Annotated in this window: 19 protein-coding genes; 12 read left to right on the top strand and 7 right to left on the bottom strand. The window is 68.5% G+C overall.

The window, feature by feature from the left end; genetic code table 11:
* Positions 1 to 7 precede the first annotated feature (7 nt).
* From VAPA_RS31020 to VAPA_RS31010, 3 genes are read right to left on the bottom strand one after another with little or no spacing between them, the layout of a single operon-like run.
* A complete protein-coding gene (locus tag VAPA_RS31020; protein ID WP_021004192.1) occupies positions 8 to 1,015 on the bottom strand; it encodes a 2Fe-2S iron-sulfur cluster-binding protein in 1,008 nt (335 codons plus the stop codon).
* A 27-nt stretch (positions 1,016 to 1,042) separates the two neighbouring features.
* Positions 1,043 to 1,522: a GlcG/HbpS family heme-binding protein gene (locus VAPA_RS31015; protein WP_021004191.1), complete on the bottom strand. Its 480-nt coding sequence runs from the start codon at positions 1,520 to 1,522 to the stop codon at positions 1,043 to 1,045.
* Between the two features lie 29 nt (positions 1,523 to 1,551).
* Positions 1,552 to 3,012, bottom strand: coding sequence for an aldehyde dehydrogenase family protein (locus VAPA_RS31010; protein ID WP_021004190.1), 1,461 nt, complete (start codon positions 3,010 to 3,012; stop codon positions 1,552 to 1,554).
* 207 nt (positions 3,013 to 3,219) lie between these two features.
* Here VAPA_RS31010 and VAPA_RS31005 point away from each other — a divergent pair, with 207 nt between their 5' ends.
* The 6 genes from VAPA_RS31005 to VAPA_RS30980 are packed head-to-tail and all read left to right on the top strand — an operon-like array spanning position 3,220 to position 6,639.
* Positions 3,220 to 3,951, top strand: a complete 732-nt coding sequence (locus VAPA_RS31005) for a TenA family transcriptional regulator (RefSeq protein WP_021004189.1) — start codon at positions 3,220 to 3,222, stop codon at positions 3,949 to 3,951.
* Positions 3,952 to 3,985: 34 nt separating this feature from the next.
* Positions 3,986 to 4,291, top strand: coding sequence for a 2Fe-2S iron-sulfur cluster-binding protein (locus VAPA_RS31000; protein WP_021004188.1), 306 nt, complete (start codon positions 3,986 to 3,988; stop codon positions 4,289 to 4,291).
* Positions 4,292 to 4,307: 16 nt separating this feature from the next.
* Positions 4,308 to 4,601, top strand: coding sequence for a hypothetical protein (locus VAPA_RS30995; RefSeq protein ID WP_021004187.1), 294 nt, complete (start codon positions 4,308 to 4,310; stop codon positions 4,599 to 4,601).
* A 50-nt stretch (positions 4,602 to 4,651) separates the two neighbouring features.
* The gene (locus tag VAPA_RS30990; RefSeq protein ID WP_021004186.1) at positions 4,652 to 4,951 is read left to right on the top strand and encodes a 2Fe-2S iron-sulfur cluster-binding protein; all 300 of its coding nucleotides are present in this window, start codon (positions 4,652 to 4,654) and stop codon (positions 4,949 to 4,951) included.
* Entirely contained in the window at positions 4,948 to 5,697 is a 750-nt protein-coding gene (locus VAPA_RS30985) for a sulfite exporter TauE/SafE family protein (RefSeq protein ID WP_021004185.1), read from the top strand. The genes VAPA_RS30990 and VAPA_RS30985 overlap by 4 nt, the downstream gene beginning before the upstream one ends.
* Positions 5,698 to 5,715: 18 nt before the next feature.
* Positions 5,716 to 6,639 (top strand): ornithine cyclodeaminase family protein, encoded by a 924-nt coding sequence (locus VAPA_RS30980; protein ID WP_021004184.1) that lies wholly within the window; start codon positions 5,716 to 5,718, stop codon positions 6,637 to 6,639.
* A 19-nt stretch (positions 6,640 to 6,658) separates the two neighbouring features.
* On the opposite strand, the gene VAPA_RS30975 is transcribed toward VAPA_RS30980, so the two are convergent.
* On the bottom strand, positions 6,659 to 7,348 hold the full coding sequence (locus tag VAPA_RS30975) for a GntR family transcriptional regulator (protein WP_021004183.1): 690 nt from the start codon (positions 7,346 to 7,348) through the stop codon (positions 6,659 to 6,661).
* Between the two features lie 282 nt (positions 7,349 to 7,630).
* On the opposite strand from VAPA_RS30975, the gene VAPA_RS30970 reads away from it, so the two are divergent.
* The 4 genes from VAPA_RS30970 to VAPA_RS30955 all read left to right on the top strand — a co-directional run bounded on the left by VAPA_RS30970 (position 7,631) and on the right by VAPA_RS30955 (position 10,992).
* Entirely contained in the window at positions 7,631 to 8,305 is a 675-nt protein-coding gene (locus VAPA_RS30970; protein ID WP_021004182.1) for a response regulator, read from the top strand.
* The gene (locus VAPA_RS30965) at positions 8,292 to 9,683 is read left to right on the top strand and encodes a sensor histidine kinase (protein ID WP_021004181.1); all 1,392 of its coding nucleotides are present in this window, start codon (positions 8,292 to 8,294) and stop codon (positions 9,681 to 9,683) included. The genes VAPA_RS30970 and VAPA_RS30965 overlap by 14 nt, the downstream gene beginning before the upstream one ends.
* Before the next feature lie 171 nt (positions 9,684 to 9,854).
* Positions 9,855 to 10,550: a TerC family protein gene (locus VAPA_RS30960; RefSeq protein ID WP_021004180.1), complete on the top strand. Its 696-nt coding sequence runs from the start codon at positions 9,855 to 9,857 to the stop codon at positions 10,548 to 10,550.
* A 10-nt stretch (positions 10,551 to 10,560) separates the two neighbouring features.
* Positions 10,561 to 10,992, top strand: a complete 432-nt coding sequence (locus VAPA_RS30955) for a universal stress protein (protein WP_021004179.1) — start codon at positions 10,561 to 10,563, stop codon at positions 10,990 to 10,992.
* A gap of 66 nt (positions 10,993 to 11,058) precedes the next feature.
* On the opposite strand, the gene VAPA_RS30950 is transcribed toward VAPA_RS30955, so the two are convergent.
* Positions 11,059 to 11,508, bottom strand: a complete 450-nt coding sequence (locus VAPA_RS30950) for a low affinity iron permease family protein (protein WP_021004178.1) — start codon at positions 11,506 to 11,508, stop codon at positions 11,059 to 11,061.
* A gap of 178 nt (positions 11,509 to 11,686) precedes the next feature.
* Here VAPA_RS30950 and VAPA_RS30945 point away from each other — a divergent pair, with 178 nt between their 5' ends.
* Entirely contained in the window at positions 11,687 to 11,962 is a 276-nt protein-coding gene (locus VAPA_RS30945) for an RNA polymerase sigma factor (protein WP_021004177.1), read from the top strand.
* A 43-nt stretch (positions 11,963 to 12,005) separates the two neighbouring features.
* Here the strand turns inward: VAPA_RS30945 and VAPA_RS30940 are convergent, their stop codons facing one another.
* Complete coding sequence (locus tag VAPA_RS30940; RefSeq protein ID WP_021004176.1) at positions 12,006 to 12,356, bottom strand: hypothetical protein; 351 nt, start codon at positions 12,354 to 12,356, stop codon at positions 12,006 to 12,008.
* A gap of 157 nt (positions 12,357 to 12,513) precedes the next feature.
* Between VAPA_RS30940 and VAPA_RS30935 the strand changes: the two genes are divergently transcribed.
* Entirely contained in the window at positions 12,514 to 12,888 is a 375-nt protein-coding gene (locus VAPA_RS30935; RefSeq protein WP_021004175.1) for a YbaN family protein, read from the top strand.
* Positions 12,889 to 12,891: 3 nt separating this feature from the next.
* On the opposite strand, the gene VAPA_RS30930 is transcribed toward VAPA_RS30935, so the two are convergent.
* Positions 12,892 to 13,914, bottom strand: coding sequence for a tyrosine-type recombinase/integrase (locus VAPA_RS30930; RefSeq protein WP_021004174.1), 1,023 nt, complete (start codon positions 13,912 to 13,914; stop codon positions 12,892 to 12,894).
* Positions 13,915 to 13,931: the final 17 nt, after the last annotated feature.

The raw sequence follows: 13,931 nt of genomic DNA, 5'->3' as shown, positions 1-13,931 counted from the left end.
CGTACCGTCAGGCCGCGATGGCCGACTGGAAGGTGAAGCTGTCGCTGTACAGATGGTCGATGCTCGCGCCGCGTGCGAGAAAGGCGCGCTTCGCGTCGCCGATCATCGCAGGCGAGCCGCAGAGGTAGATGGCGTGTTCCGAGAGGTCGTCGACGTCCGCCAGCACCGCATCCTGCACGTGGCCGCGCCGTCCGTTCCAGCCGGCCCCGGCGCGCGAGAGCACCGGCACGTAGCGGAAGTCGCACAGGCGCCCGGCCCAGGCCTGGATTTCGTCGTGCAGGTACAGGTCGGCCTCGGTGCGCATGCCCCAGTAGAGGCTCACCGGCGGGCAGTCCTCGTCGTCCATCAGCGACTCGAGGATGCTCTTGATGGGCGCCAGGCCGGTGCCGGTGGCCACCATGATCAGCGGACGGTAGTCCTCCGCGTGGTAGCAGAAGGTGCCGTGCGGCAGCTCGACCGGCAGCCGGTCGCCGGGCTGCAGCCGGGCCGCGTCGCCGCTGGTGAAGCGGCCCTCGGGGATGCGGCGGATGTGGAAGTCGAGCACCTGCGGGTGCGGCCGCGAGGCCATCGAGAAGCTGCGGTGGCTGCCGTCGGGCAGCAGGATGTTGATGTACTGGCCGGCGCGGTAGAGCAGCTCGGCCTCGCACGGCACCTCGAGCGCGAGGTGCAGCACGTCCTCGGCCAGCGGCCGCACGGCCTTCACCGTGGCGACGTGGCGCGCCGGTTCGGAGCACGGCGGCAGGCGCCGCGCGGCGCTGATCACCAGGTCGCTCTCGGGCTGCGCCTGGCAGGCGAGCGCATAGCCTTCGGCGGCCTCTTCGGGCGTGAGTCCGGGCGGAAACTCGTCGTAGCGCACCGCGCCTTCGACGAGCCTGATGCGGCAGGTGCCGCAGCCGCCGAAGCGGCATTCGTGCGGCAGGCGCTGGTCCTGGCGCAGCGCGGCTTCGAGCACCGATTCGCCCGCTTGCGCAATGAAGGTCTGCGCTGTCTCGAGCAGCTGGATGCGGTAGGCCATGGCGATCCCGTCGTCGAAGGTGCCGCGCTACTTCTTGATGTCGGCCTCGACCGTCACGGTGTGGCCCTTGGCCTCGAGCAGCTCGTGCAGCGCCTGCAGCGCGGCCAGGCCGCACTTCGTGTCCTGCTCGCCGTTGCCGCCCGACAGGCCCACGCCGCCCACGACGTTGCCGTCCACCACGATCGGAAAGCCGCCGACGAAGGCCGCAAAGCGCCCCTCGAAGCTCAGCTGGATGCCGAAGGCCTCGTTGCCCGGCAGCGCCGGCCCGTTCGGCGGCGTGGTGAACAGGTGCGTCGAGCGCTTGTGGCCGGCCGCGGTGAAGGCCTTGTTCCACGCGATCTGCGGCCCGGTGATGCGCGCGCCGTTCATGCGGTCCATGGCAATCGGGAAGCCGCCGTCGTCGGCGATGCAGATGGTTTCCAGCACGCCGATCTCGTTCGCCTTGCGGATGGCGGCGTCGATCATCAGGCGGGCTTCTTCGAGTTCGAGCTTGAGTGTGGTTTTCATGGGGGCTTTGCAGGATGAGGGTGGAGGGATCAGCAGCCGCGGTAGACGGTCTTGATCTGCGTGTAGAACTCCAGGCCGGTGCGGCCCGACTCGCGGAAGGTCGAGGTGCTGGAGCGCTTGAGGCCGCCGAAGGGCGCGTTGACGAGGTTGCCGGTGGTGGTGCGGTTGATCTTCACCGTGCCCGACTGGATGTCGTGCGCGAAGCGGTGCGCATGCACCGGGCTGCTCGTCGCGATGGCGGCGGACAGGCCGTATTCGGTGTCGTTGGCCTTGGCGATCGCGTCTTCGTAGCTGTCGACCTCGATGAGCGCGATCACCGGGCCGAAGATCTCCTCGCGCGCGATGCGCATCTGCTGCGTCACGTCGGTGAAGATGGCCGGGCTCACATAGAAGCCGTGGGCAAGGTCGCCCTCGGTGAGCGGCTCGCCGCCGCACAGCAGCGTGGCTTCGGACTTGCCGATGGCGATGTAGGCCAGCACCGTCTCCAGCTGCTTCCTCGTCGCGAGCGGGCCCATGTCCATGCCCGGCGCCATGCCGCTGCCGATCCTGAGCGCGCGCACCTTGGCCACCAGCTTGTCGGTGAAGGCGGCCTTCGCGCCCTTCATCACCAGCACGCGGCTGGTGCCGGTGCAGGCCTGGCCGCTGAGCGAGAGGCCGCCCTTGACGGCGAGGTCGACCGCCTTGTCGAGGTCGGCGTCGTCCATCACGATCAGCGGGTTCTTGCCGCCGAGCTCCATCTGCGTGCGCGTGGTCATGGCGGCGGCGCGGTGGATCTGCTCGCCGGCCGCGGTCGAGCCGGTGAAGGAGATGGCGCGCACGGCCGGAGATTCGGTGATCGCGGGGCCGACTTCCGACGCGCGCCCGGTGATGAAGTTCAGCACCCCCTTGGGCAGGCCGGCCTGCACGAAGGCCTCGGCCAGGCGCAGGCCCGACAGCGGCGCGTCGGACGAAGGCTTGAAGACCACCGTGTTGCCCGTGATCAGCGCCGGCGCGATCTTGCGCGCGGGGATCGACACCGGGAAGTTCCAGGGGCTGATGACCGTGACCACGCCCAGCGGCTCGCGCTGGCTGTAGACCACCATGTCCGGATCGTCCTGCGGGAAGGTCTCGCCGGAGAAGGACTGGCCCTCCACCGCATAGAAGCGCAGCGTCTGGGCCGACCGCAGGAACTCGTCCTTGGCCTGCGCGAGGGGCTTGCCCTCTTCGCGCGTCAGTTCCTCCGCGAATGTCGCCGCGTGCATCTCCAGGTACAGCGCCGCGGCGTTGAGCATCGCGGCCCGCCTGGAGATGGGTGTCTTCTTCCAGCCGTCGAACGCGGCTGCCGCGGCGGCGACGGCCGCCCGGGCGTCCTCGGCGGACGAGGCCTGGAAGCGGCCGACCACCTCGCGGGCATCGGCCGGGTTCGTGCTCTCGAAGGTGCGGCCGGTCACGCTGGACACCCAGGCGCCATCGACGTGGTTCTGGAAAAGGGGAGCGGGTGCGAGGGTCATGGGGGTCGTCGGCTTGAGATGATTCAGATTGAAGGATACTGTATACCAACAAGACTTTCAAGCTGGACGCAAACGAGACCTCGTCTGAGGCAAACCAAAATGTCAGTCGCTTGCGTCGACCTGAATGTTGGTATACAGTATACTGAAGAGCCGCAAGCTCTTGCCGCATTTCGTCAGCCACCTCCAGCCACTCCAGGAGCCTCCGCCATGTCCGCACTCATGAACCGCGATGAATTCCGCACTGCCCTTGAAGACGCCATCAAGGGCAAGAGCGCCAACAAGTCCCCCTTCAGCCTGGCCTGGGCCGGCGGCACCCTGAGCCGCGCCCACCTGGCCCGCTGGGCCGAGAACCACTATCACTATGTCGGCCCCTTCGCCGACTACCTCGGCTACCTGTACGCCCGCATGCCCGACCGCTACACCGAGGCCAAGGACTTCCTGCTGGCCAACATGTACGAGGAAGAAATCGGCGGCGATCGCCACACCGACCTGCTGATCCGCTTCGCCGAGGCCTGCGGCACCACGCGCGAGCGCGTGATCGACCCCGACAACATGTCGCCCACGACGCGCGGCCTGCAAAGCTGGTGCTACGCGGTGGCCATGCGCGAAGACCCGATCGTGGCCGTCGCCGGCCTGGTGGTCGGCCTGGAATCGCAGGTGCCCTCGATCTACCGCAAGCAGACGCCCACGCTGCGCGAGAAGTACGGCTTCAGCGACGAGGAGGTCGAGTTCTTCGACCTGCACATCGTCTCGGACGAGATCCATGGCGAACGCGGCTACCAGATCGTGCTGGAGCACGCCAACACGGTCGAGCTGCAGCAGCGCTGCCTGAAGATCTGCGAGATCGGCGCCCAGATGCGCCTGCTCTACACCACCGCGCTGTACCACGACTACGTGGCAACCGAAGAAGCCGCGCAGCCGGTGCTCGAGGCCGCCTGAGCCTCCCGGTCCCGTCGTACCCCGCTGAGCGCGCATGCCGATCATCACCTTCCACAAAGGCGGCCAGGTCTACCGCGACGAGGTCAAGGACAACACGAACCTCGTCGTGCGCGCCGGCATCAAGCAGTTTCCGTATCCGCACCTGCGCTACGAGTGCGGCATGGGCAAGTGCTCCAAGTGCGCCTGCCGCGTGCTGGCCGGCGCGCAGCACCTGCCGCCGCCCAACTGGAAGGAAAAGAAGCAACTGGGCGAGCGGCTCGATGCCGGCTACCGGCTGGCCTGCCAGCTCTGGGTGCAGCACGACATCGAACTGGCGCAGGACGAGACTGCCGCCGCCTGAATCCGAACGCTTTCCCATGTACGTGATATTGACCAGCAAGCCCGGCCAGTTCCGCACTGAACCCGTCGAGGGCCTGCGCCCGCTCGAGTCCTTCGACTATCTCTTCTTCGGCCGCTGCAAGGCGCGCTTCGTGATCGCCGAGCTCGAGGCCGAGTGCAAGGTGCCGGTGATCGACGAGACGCCGCCCGAGGTCGTCAACCACGTGCCGACCAAGTTCCTCGAGAAGTTCGAGACCGTGGCGCTCGCACGCGAGGCGCTGCGCCAGCTCGTGCGCGAGGGCGACGCCGACGTGGCGCTGGTGCGCACATGAACACCGCTGCGCAGCCCGCGGCCTTCGCCTCCATCGTCTCCACCGCCTCCATGATCCAGATCACCTTTCTCAGCAACAACGCCAAGGTCGTGTCCGCGGCCGAAGGCGGCAACCTGCTGCGCATTTCGCTGCGCGAGCAGGGCGGCATTCCCTTCAAGTGCGGTGGCGGCCTGTGCGGCACCTGCAAGTGCCTGATCGAAACCGGCCTCGAGCACACCGACGCGGTCAAGCCCAAGGAAAGAAAGCACCTCTCCGAAGAAGAGATGAAGCAGGGCTACCGCATGGCGTGCCAGACCTTCGTGAACGGCGACATCGCCGTCTCGTGGCAGCCGCGCACGGCGGCGCGATGATCGCGTCGCTGCTGCCCGAGGGCATGAGCCTGGGCCACTACGCCGGCATGGCCGCCATGGTGCTGGTGGGCGCGTGCCTGCAGGGCATCGGCGGGGTCGGCTTTGCGATGTTCTCGGCGCCCATCGCCGCGCTGTTCTATCCGGAGCTCGCGCCGGGGCCACTGCTGGCGCTCGGCGGACCGCTCGCGCTCATGTCCGCGCTGCGCGAGTTCGAGCAGATCGACTGGGGCGCCGCGGGTACGGCGCTCGTCGGCCGCGTGGTCGGCACGCTCGGCGCGGCGGTGTGCCTGATGCTGCTGCCGCCCGCACTGCTGAGCGTGATGTTCGCGCTCTTCATCCTCGCGGGCGTGGCGCTGAGCCTGAGCGGGCGCCGCATCGAGGCGTCGCGCGGCAACATGGTCGGCGCGGGCGTCGCGTCGGGCCTGATGGGCACCATCACCTCGGCCGGTGCGCCGCCCTTTGCCCTCGTCATGCAGCACCTGCCGCCGCCGCGGCTGCGTGCCACGCTCGGCTGCGTGTTCTTCGTCGGCGCGAGCTTCTCGCTCGCGATGCTGGCCAGCGTCGGGCGCTTCGGCCGGCACGAGCTGTGGCTGAGCGCCTGGCTGCTGCCGCTGATGGTGGCCGGCTTCGCGCTGTCGGGCCCGCTCAACCGCCGCGTCTCGCGCCGCGCGGTGCGCGGCATGCTGCTGGGCCTGTCGGCCTTCGGCGCCATCGCGCTGCTGCTGCGCGAAGCCTTCGGCGCCTGATCTTCCGGAGAGCTCCTCGTGCAACACATTTCCGATTCGATGGTCGACGCGCTCGTCACGCCGGCCGATGCGCAGCAGGTGCTGCGCGACGCCTTCCTTCGCTTCGGCGAGGGCGCCGCGGCGATGCAGGAACGCATCCGCACCGAAGCCGGCGGCGTCAAGCTGTCCACGCTCGGCGCGGTCATTCCGGGGCAGGGCGTGGCGGGCGCCAAGGTCTACACCACGATCAAGGGGCAGTTCTCCTTCGTCATCCTGCTGTTCTCCACCGAGGACGGCCGCCCGCTGGCCTCCTTCGATGCCGGCGCCATCACGCGGCTGCGCACGGCCGCATGCTCGGTGATCGCGGCGCGCCACCTCGCGCGGGCCGATGCGCGGCACCTGGCGCTGTTCGGCGCCGGCACGCAGGGGCAGGCCCATGCCATCCAGCTGGCCGCGGCCTTTGCGCTGGAGAGCATCCGCATCTGCACGCCGGAGCCTTCGCCCGCGCTGGCGCAGCGCCTGTCCGCGCAGTGCGGCGTGCCGGTGCGGCTGTGCGGCGCCGCCGCCGAAGCGCTGGACGGCGCCGACATCGTCGTCACCGCATCGCGCGCCACCACGCCGCTCTTCCCCGGCGAGCTGCTGCCGGCAGGCTGCTTCGTCGCCGCGATCGGCTCCAGCCTGCCGCACGCGCGCGAACTGGACGACGCGGCGCTGTCGCGCGCGTCGGTGGTGGCGGTCGAGTGGCGTGCGCAATCGCTGCGCGAAGCGGGCGAGCTGGTGCAGGCCGGCGCGGGCGTGCTGCCCGATGCAAGGATCGTCGAACTGGCGCAGCTCGTGGCCGGTCGCGTGCCGGGTCGGCGCGACCGGGGCGAGATCACGGTCTACAAGTCGGTCGGGGTCGGCCTGGAAGACGTGGCACTGGCCGGGCTGGCCTGGCGCCGGCTCGGCGAACGCGGCGGCTGAATCGCGGCCGCGGGCCCGCTCAGGCGGGCGTGGGCTGCTGCTGTTGTGGCTGCTGCATCGACTGCGGCAGCTCGGCCGCGCTGTAGACGTGGCGCGCGGCCAGCAGGGCAGCGAGTTCGGCGTCGCCCGCCACCACCGCGCGCAGGATTGCGGCATGCTCTTCCCAGTTCTGCCGCATGCGCTCGCGGTTGTTTACCGTGAAGAAGAGGGCCGTGCGCTCGCGCAGCGAACGCATGATGTCCTGCAGCACCGAATTGGCGGCCACGTTGCCCAGCGCCTCGTGGAAGTCCAGGTTGAGCGCCGAGATGCGGGTCAGGTCGTCGTCGCTGGTGAGCTGCGAGCCTTCGGCCAGGATGCGCTCGAGCTTGGCGATCTGCGCCGGATCGTGGCGCCGCGCGGCCAGCTTGGCGTTCAGTGCCTCGAGCGTGGCGCGCACTTCGACCATTTCGTGGATCTGCTCGCGGGTGAAGGTGGTGACGGTTGCGCCGCGCCGCGGCTCGATGGCCACGATGCCTTCGGCGGCCAGGGCGCGCAGTGCTTCGCGCACGGGCATGCGCGAGACGCCCAGTTCCTCGGAAAGACGCCCTTCGACCAGCCGCTCCCCGGGCGCCAGCGCGCCGCTCATGATGCGCTCGCGCAGGGCGGTCAGGACAAGCGTGGTGAGCGGCGTGTGGCGCTTTCCAAGTTTGTTGTCAGTCGTCGAATCCATAGCCATCGTGCGTCGCCGGGACCCGGGTGGGGCCGGCTGGTGAAAGTCCGTTGCGCGGCGCCGGGCCGCTGCGTGTGGCCTGTGTTCGCCGCGTGGGGAATAGGCGTCCATTGTGCCCGCACTCGCCCCCGCACGACGCGCTGCGGCGCGATTCGATCCTCGTCCGTCGGCCAGCCCATGCAGCTCTTGCCGGCGTCTGCAGCTCGACAGTACCGAATCGCTATCCACCCCGCCAGGACATTGCGGTTAGCATATTCGGCTGCACACCGGTAGGGCCAATCAATGCGGATATTGCTTGTAGAGGACGACAAGGTGCTGGCGGACGCGCTCTCGCGCGCGCTGGTGCAGTCCGCCCACGCCGTGGACATCGTCTCTACCGGCGAAGAGGCCGACCATGCGCTCGCGCTCGGCATCTACGACCTGGCGATCCTGGACATCGGCCTGCCCAAGCTGAGCGGGCTGGACGTGCTGCGGCGGCTGCGCGCGCGCAAGTCCACGATGCCGGTGCTGATGCTGACGGCCTTCGACACCCTGCAGGACCGCGTTCGCGGGCTCGATCTGGGCGCCGACGACTACCTGGCCAAGCCCTTCGACCTGCCGGAGCTGGAAGCGCGCGTTCGGGCGCTGCTGCGCCGCAGTACCAACTCCACGCCCTACCTCGAGCATGGCCTGCTGCGCTTCGACACCGTGGGCCGCCGCGTGTTCTACGAAAAGAAACCGCTCGACCTGTCGCCGCGCGAGCTCGCCGTGCTGGAGCTGCTGATGATGCGCGAAGGGCGCGTCGTGGGCAAGGAGCAGATGGTCAACCATCTCTACGGGTGGGGCGACGAGGTCGGCGAGAACGCGATCGAGGTCAACGTCTACCGGCTGCGCAAGAAGCTCGAACCGCTCGGATGCGAGATCCGCACCGTGCGCGGCATGGGCTATCTGATGGACCGCAGCGATGCGGAAACCTGAGCCCAGGCTGCAGCGCAAGCTGCTGGCCTGGCTGCTCGGTCCGCTCGCCGTGCTGCTGGTGCTGGACACCGGTGCCGCCTACTGGAACTCGCTGCGTTTCTCCAACCTCGCCTACGACCGCGCGCTGTACGAGATCGGGCGCGAGATCGTGCTGCACGTGAAGCTCGATGGCATGCAGCCGCGGCTCGACCTGTCCGAGGCCGCGGGCAACATCCTGCTGCTCGATCAGGAAGACCTGCTCTTCTACCGCGTCGCCAGCGAAGACGGCAAGGCGTTGGGAGGCGATGCGGAAATGCCGCCGCCGCGCGGGGGCGACCCTGCCAAGCCGCGCTTCTACCGCGACGCCATGCGCGGCGAGCCGGTGCGGATGCTGGTGGCCTGGATGCCCATCGGCGGCAACCCGGAGGCCCCGATGGTGCTGGTGCAGGTCGCCGAAACCCTGCACAAGCGCACGCGCCTGGCGTGGGAAATGGTGGCCAACGTGGTGGTGCCGCAGCTGCTGCTGATCGTGATGGCCACGGCGGTGGTCTGGTTCGGCATCTCGCGCGGGCTCGAGCCGCTGCAGCGGCTGCGGCGCGCGGTGTCGGACCGCTCGCACCTGGACCTGAGCCCGATCGACACCCACGACGTGCCGGGAGAGGTGCGGCCTCTGGTGGACGAAGTCAACGAGCTGATGGCGCGGCTCGGGCGCACCTTCGATTTCCAGAACCGCTTCGTGGCCGACGCCGCGCACCAGCTGAAGACGCCCGTGAGCGGCCTGAAGGCGCAGATCGAACTGGCGCTGCGGGAGAACGACGCGGAGCGGGTGCGCCATTCGCTCGCGCAGCTCTACATCAGCGCCGACCGGCTCTCGAGGCTGGTGCGCCAGCTGCTTTCGCTCGCCCGCAACGAGCCCGGCGCGCTCGACGCCATGCAGCTGCAGCCGCTCGACCTGAATGCCTACGCGCTGGAGGTCAGCATGGACTGGGTGCCGCAGGCGATCAAGCGCGACATCGACCTGGGCTTCGAAGGCGCCGAGCATCCGCTGGTGATCAACGCCGACCGCGACCGGCTGCGCGAGCTGATCAACAACCTGATCGACAACGCCGTGCGCTACAGCCAGCCAGGCGGCCGTGTGACCGTGCAGGTGGGCCGCAGCGACCACGACCAGTGCCGCCTGGCCATCAGCGACGACGGCCCCAGCGTCCCGGTGGAGGAGCGCGCGCGCATCTTCGAACGCTTCCATCGCCTTCTCGGCACGCAGGAAGATGGCAGCGGCCTGGGCCTGGCCATCGTCAGCGAGATCGCCACGCTGCACGGCGCGCGCATCACGCTGGAGGAAGACATCGATGGGGTGGGCAACACCTTCAGCGTCTTCTTCCCGCTGCGGGCGGCCTGAGCCGGCCGGCCGGCCGGCTTGCAAGTCAGCGCCGCATCAGCCGGCTGTAAGCTGGCTGACAGCTGGCAGACAAGCGGCTGACAGCCTACCGGCAGAAAGGTGACAGCGCAGCCCCGTAGCCTCGAACACGTCGGAACCGCAGTGGTTCCGCGTCCACTTCGAGGAGACACCATGTCGTTTTTGACCAGTCCGGATTTCTGGATTGCCCTGTCGCAGATCATCCTGATCAACATCGTCCTGAGCGGCGACAACGCCGTCGTCATCGCGATGGCCTCTCGCTCGCTGCCGCCCGCGCAGCAGAAAAAGGCGATCCTGTTCGGCAGCATGGGCGCCATCGTGCTGCGCGTGGTGCTGACCTTCTTTGCCGTCTATCTGCTGACGCTGCCGTACCTCAAGCTGGTGGGCGCCGCGCTGCTGTTCTGGATCGGCATCGGCCTGCTCAAGGGCGACGACGGCGAGGAGGACATGGAAGGTCATTCGAGCCTGGCCGCGGCCATCAAGACCATCGTGGTCGCCGACCTGGTCATGAGCCTGGACAACGTCGTCGGGGTCGCAGCCGCAGCCAAGGGCAACGTTCCGCTGCTGGTGTTCGGCCTCGTGATCAGCATTCCGCTGATCATCTTCGGCAGCACCCTGATCCTGAAGCTGATGGACCGCTTCCCGATCATCATCACGCTCGGGGCCGCTCTGCTCGGCTGGGTGGCCGGCGAAATGGCAATGTCGGACCCGTCCATCGCCGGCTGGGCTGCCAGCCAGCATGCGCTGCACACCGTGGTTCCCGCGCTCGGCGCCGTGTCCGTGGTCGTGATCGGCAAGTGGCTGACCAGCCGCCAGCAACCGGAACCCGCCAACCAGCCCGCCGCCTGAGGGGGCCCGCATGAGACGCATCCTGGTACCCATCGACCCCACCGAGCCGGCCCGCACGCGTTCGGCCGTCGATCAGGTCGTGCACATCTGCAGCCAGGAGCCGGCGGCGGTTCGGCTGCTGCGGGTGCAGCCCGCGGTCTCCGGCCACGTCGCGATGTTCTTCGATGCGCACGAGCTGCGCGAGCTGCAGCAGAGTGCCGGTGCCGAGGACCTGGAGCCCGCGCGGAACCTGCTCGCCATGGCTGGCGTGTCCTGTACCAGCACCGTGGTGATCGGGCGCAGTGCCGAGAGCATCGTCTCGGCAGCCCGCGACTTCGGCTGCGACCGCATCGTCTTCGGCCGGGACGAGCCCAGCCTGGCGGGACGGATATTCGGTTCGCTGGCGCAGCAGGTGCGCCAGCTGCTGGGCGCGAGCGGCGACCTGCAGGTCATCGGCTCCTGACGCGGGTCCGGTTCCGGCGGGCCTCGGCGTCCGCCGGAACTCGACACCTGATTGCATGGCCCGACTTCAAGTCTTGCCTTCCATTTCCATTTGGGCAGCTTCCCGGGTTCTGTTCTTGTGGCCGCGCCGCGCGCGCTCGTTGCGTGTTCTGTCGAGCGCCTCATGGCTCTTCCTGGCTGCCGCCTCGCACTTCTCGTGCAGCTCGGCCAGCTCCTTGTCCGTGAGCTTCTCGATGCCCATGAACTCGTCGCCGGCGTTCGATGAGCGGATCAGTTCATCGAGCTTGGTCTGAAGCGCCGCGCCATCGCGGTTTTGCGTGTTCTGGATCAGGAACACCATCAGGAAGGTGACGATGGTGGTGCCGGTGTTGACGGTCAGTTGCCAGTTTTCCGAAAAATGGAAGAAGGGGCCCGACACCGCCCAGGCGATGACCAGCGCGACGCACAGCAGGAAGGTGAGCGGACTGCCGGCAGCGCGCGCCGTGGCATTGGCGAAGGATGCGAAGAACTTGTCCATGCTGCGCAGCGTGCTGCGTCGGCAACTGCAGAGCGTCATCCATCTTCGATAGAAGGGGTTTGAATTTTTCCCTAGAGCATGTGAGAGACGATCCATCTGTTCGCCGGACGCCCATCCGTGAGCACTGCTTTTTCTGTGCAGGTCGTTCTGCATGCAGGGCAATGCCTGCAGCTAGGATATGCAGCGCACCACAACGGACCTGCGCCTCGACCTCGCGAAGGCCATTGCCGCATTGCCGGAGGCCTGTCGCGTCGCGCTGATCCTGCGCGATGTCGAGGAACTGACCACCCCCGAGGTTGCGGCAAGCCTTGGAGTGAGCGTGGAAGCCGTGAAGAGCCGACTGCATCGCGCCCGCGCCATGGTGCGCACGAGCCTGATGAGCGGCGGCTACTGGGATCGGGATGGCGAAAAATCCGATTCACGTCCGCCCGCGTCGAGGAACACGGTGCGCTGAGGCCGGCGATGCGGCGCAAAGAGCTTCTTCGGCACGGGCTTCTTCAGTCGTCCGGGGCCGCGTCCTTGCGCGTGCGCGCCAGCAGGCTCCGCACCGAGGACTCGAGTTCGCGCAACTGGGACGCAATGTCGTGCAACTGCTCGGCGACGGTGACGAATCCGGTGTGATCCGACATTTTCGAGGCGGCCTGGCGCGCCAGGCTGTGCGAGGCGTCCGGATTCACCACGTGCATCAATGCGGCGACGCTGGCCGCGGTGGCGGCGGCTGTGCGGCGAAGCGTGGTGACGGCTTCGTCGACCTGCACATCCCGCCTTGCCATGGCATCCGCCACGGTGCTGGGCCAGTTTCCCGTGGCACCCGGCTCTTTTCCGAACAGGTTGTCGATCTCCTTCATGCCCCCGATTTTGTCGGAGAACCGTGGCCGCATGGCGAATGCATGCGGCGCGGATGCAAGCCGGGGCCGCCGATCTCTCCCACCCAAGGTTGGCTTACGATGCACCGATGCCTGCTTCGCAAATCCCGGCAGATCGCCCCGAAGGGCTCCATTCTTCATGAGGCCCGCTGGCCCCGTCGCGAGATTGCTCTGGCGTGCGCTGGCTCTGGTGTTCGTCGCCCTCGGCCTGCTCGGCGCCTTTCTTCCTGTGCTGCCGACGGTGCCGTTCCTGCTCGCGGCCGCCTGGGCCGCCGGACGCGGCTGGCCGGCGCTCGAGCGTCGGCTTCTCGAACACCCCCGCTATGGCGCGTACGTTCGCCAGTGGCGCCGAAGCGGAGCGGTGCCCCGCCGCGCGAAGTGGGCCGCAACGGGGATGATGGCGTTGAGTTCGGCCGTGTTGCTGGCCACCGCCGCACCGGCTGCCGTGAAGATCGGCGCGCCGCTCCTCATGGCGGCCGTCGCGATCTGGCTGTGGCGGCGGCCCGAAAACTGATCTTCAGATGACCTCGGCCGGAGCGGCAAGCACGCGCTGGTACTTGCCCATCGCCTCGGGCTCCACGCCGAGCCAGCGCGCCACCTGATCGATCTTGGCGCCCCTGCGCAGCTGGCGCAGCGCGAACGTGTGGCGCAGCAGGAAGGAGCCGCCGCCGGCGGCCTCGATGCCTGCATCTTCCAGCACCTGCTTGGCGGCAACGTACTGCGCCTCCTTGCTCCAGGGCTTGCCCGTGCGCGTGGCCGGAAACAGGAACTCGCCCGCGATCAGCGCCTCGGCGCGTATGTTCAGCCAGTGCTGCAGCAGCTCGCCGGCCCAGGGGGCGACCGGCGCCTCGCGCGCCGGCGAGTTGCCGTTGCCCGGCACCGCGACTTTCCAGGGCCGTTCGCGCCGGCCGGCCATTTGCGATGTCGGCGCATCGAGCCGCAGCACGCGCACGTCGCCCGGGGTGAGTCCCGCGCCCAGCTGCAGGGCGACGGCCGTGCGGTTGCGCAGCGCCTGCCAACTGAGCGCTGCCTGGGCATGCCGATCACCCGCCGCGCCGGGCCGTGGCCGGGCGCTCGAGAGAAAGGCAATGAGGTGCCTGGCCTCGGAGACCGAGAGGAATTCCGGCAGCGGATCGGCCCGCGCCGAATCCGCGTACCGAACGTCCGGCTGGGTCGCGATCCATTCCGACGCGGCGATGTTGACGGGGGTGTCGTGCGTCTGCGCATGGTGGCGCAGCACCCGGTCGATCAGCCGGAGCAGGCGCAGCGCATAACGCGGCGACAGCGACAGGTCGTCGCTTTTCATGCCGAAGCGCGCCTGCTGAAACGCCGACAGGTCGCCCTTGTTCAGCGACGCCAGCGTCACCGCGGGCGACTGGCCAAGACACCAGGCCGTGAAACTGCCCCACATGTCCCGATAGACCGCGATGGAAGAGGGCTGCCGCAAGGCCCCGTTTTCCTGCTGCGCAGCCAACCAGCTGGCAAAGGCCGCCTGATGCGATTCGCCGGAGGGTTCGGGGAAGAGGGGGAGGGACGACATTGAAAATACGCTAACGG

Origin of the sequence: Variovorax paradoxus B4 (assembly GCF_000463015.1) — a bacterium.
Lineage (GTDB): Bacteria > Pseudomonadota > Gammaproteobacteria > Burkholderiales > Burkholderiaceae_C > Variovorax > Variovorax paradoxus_E.
This window is presented reverse-complemented; position numbering and strand designations above follow the sequence as displayed.

Bases quoted from the DNA above. Each gene is read 5' to 3' on its own strand.
- VAPA_RS30975 (WP_021004183.1), bottom strand. From the start codon at position 7,348: ATGGATTCGACGACTGACAACAAACTTGGAAAGCGCCACACGCCGCTC.
- VAPA_RS31015 (WP_021004191.1), bottom strand. From the start codon at position 1,522: ATGAAAACCACACTCAAGCTCGAACTCGAAGAAGCCCGCCTGATGATC.
- VAPA_RS30935 (WP_021004175.1), top strand. From the start codon at position 12,514: ATGAGGCCCGCTGGCCCCGTCGCGAGATTGCTCTGGCGTGCGCTGGCT.
- VAPA_RS30955 (WP_021004179.1), top strand. From the start codon at position 10,561: ATGAGACGCATCCTGGTACCCATCGACCCCACCGAGCCGGCCCGCACG.
- VAPA_RS31000 (WP_021004188.1), top strand. From the start codon at position 3,986: ATGCCGATCATCACCTTCCACAAAGGCGGCCAGGTCTACCGCGACGAG.
- VAPA_RS30950 (WP_021004178.1), bottom strand. From the start codon at position 11,508: ATGGACAAGTTCTTCGCATCCTTCGCCAATGCCACGGCGCGCGCTGCC.
- VAPA_RS30940 (WP_021004176.1), bottom strand. From the start codon at position 12,356: ATGAAGGAGATCGACAACCTGTTCGGAAAAGAGCCGGGTGCCACGGGA.
- VAPA_RS30960 (WP_021004180.1), top strand. From the start codon at position 9,855: ATGTCGTTTTTGACCAGTCCGGATTTCTGGATTGCCCTGTCGCAGATC.
- VAPA_RS30970 (WP_021004182.1), top strand. From the start codon at position 7,631: ATGCGGATATTGCTTGTAGAGGACGACAAGGTGCTGGCGGACGCGCTC.
- VAPA_RS30965 (WP_021004181.1), top strand. From the start codon at position 8,292: ATGCGGAAACCTGAGCCCAGGCTGCAGCGCAAGCTGCTGGCCTGGCTG.
- VAPA_RS31020 (WP_021004192.1), bottom strand. From the start codon at position 1,015: ATGGCCTACCGCATCCAGCTGCTCGAGACAGCGCAGACCTTCATTGCG.
- VAPA_RS30995 (WP_021004187.1), top strand. From the start codon at position 4,308: ATGTACGTGATATTGACCAGCAAGCCCGGCCAGTTCCGCACTGAACCC.
- VAPA_RS31010 (WP_021004190.1), bottom strand. From the start codon at position 3,012: ATGACCCTCGCACCCGCTCCCCTTTTCCAGAACCACGTCGATGGCGCC.
- VAPA_RS30945 (WP_021004177.1), top strand. From the start codon at position 11,687: ATGCAGCGCACCACAACGGACCTGCGCCTCGACCTCGCGAAGGCCATT.
- VAPA_RS30930 (WP_021004174.1), bottom strand. From the start codon at position 13,914: ATGTCGTCCCTCCCCCTCTTCCCCGAACCCTCCGGCGAATCGCATCAG.
- VAPA_RS31005 (WP_021004189.1), top strand. From the start codon at position 3,220: ATGTCCGCACTCATGAACCGCGATGAATTCCGCACTGCCCTTGAAGAC.
- VAPA_RS30990 (WP_021004186.1), top strand. From the start codon at position 4,652: ATGATCCAGATCACCTTTCTCAGCAACAACGCCAAGGTCGTGTCCGCG.
- VAPA_RS30985 (WP_021004185.1), top strand. From the start codon at position 4,948: ATGATCGCGTCGCTGCTGCCCGAGGGCATGAGCCTGGGCCACTACGCC.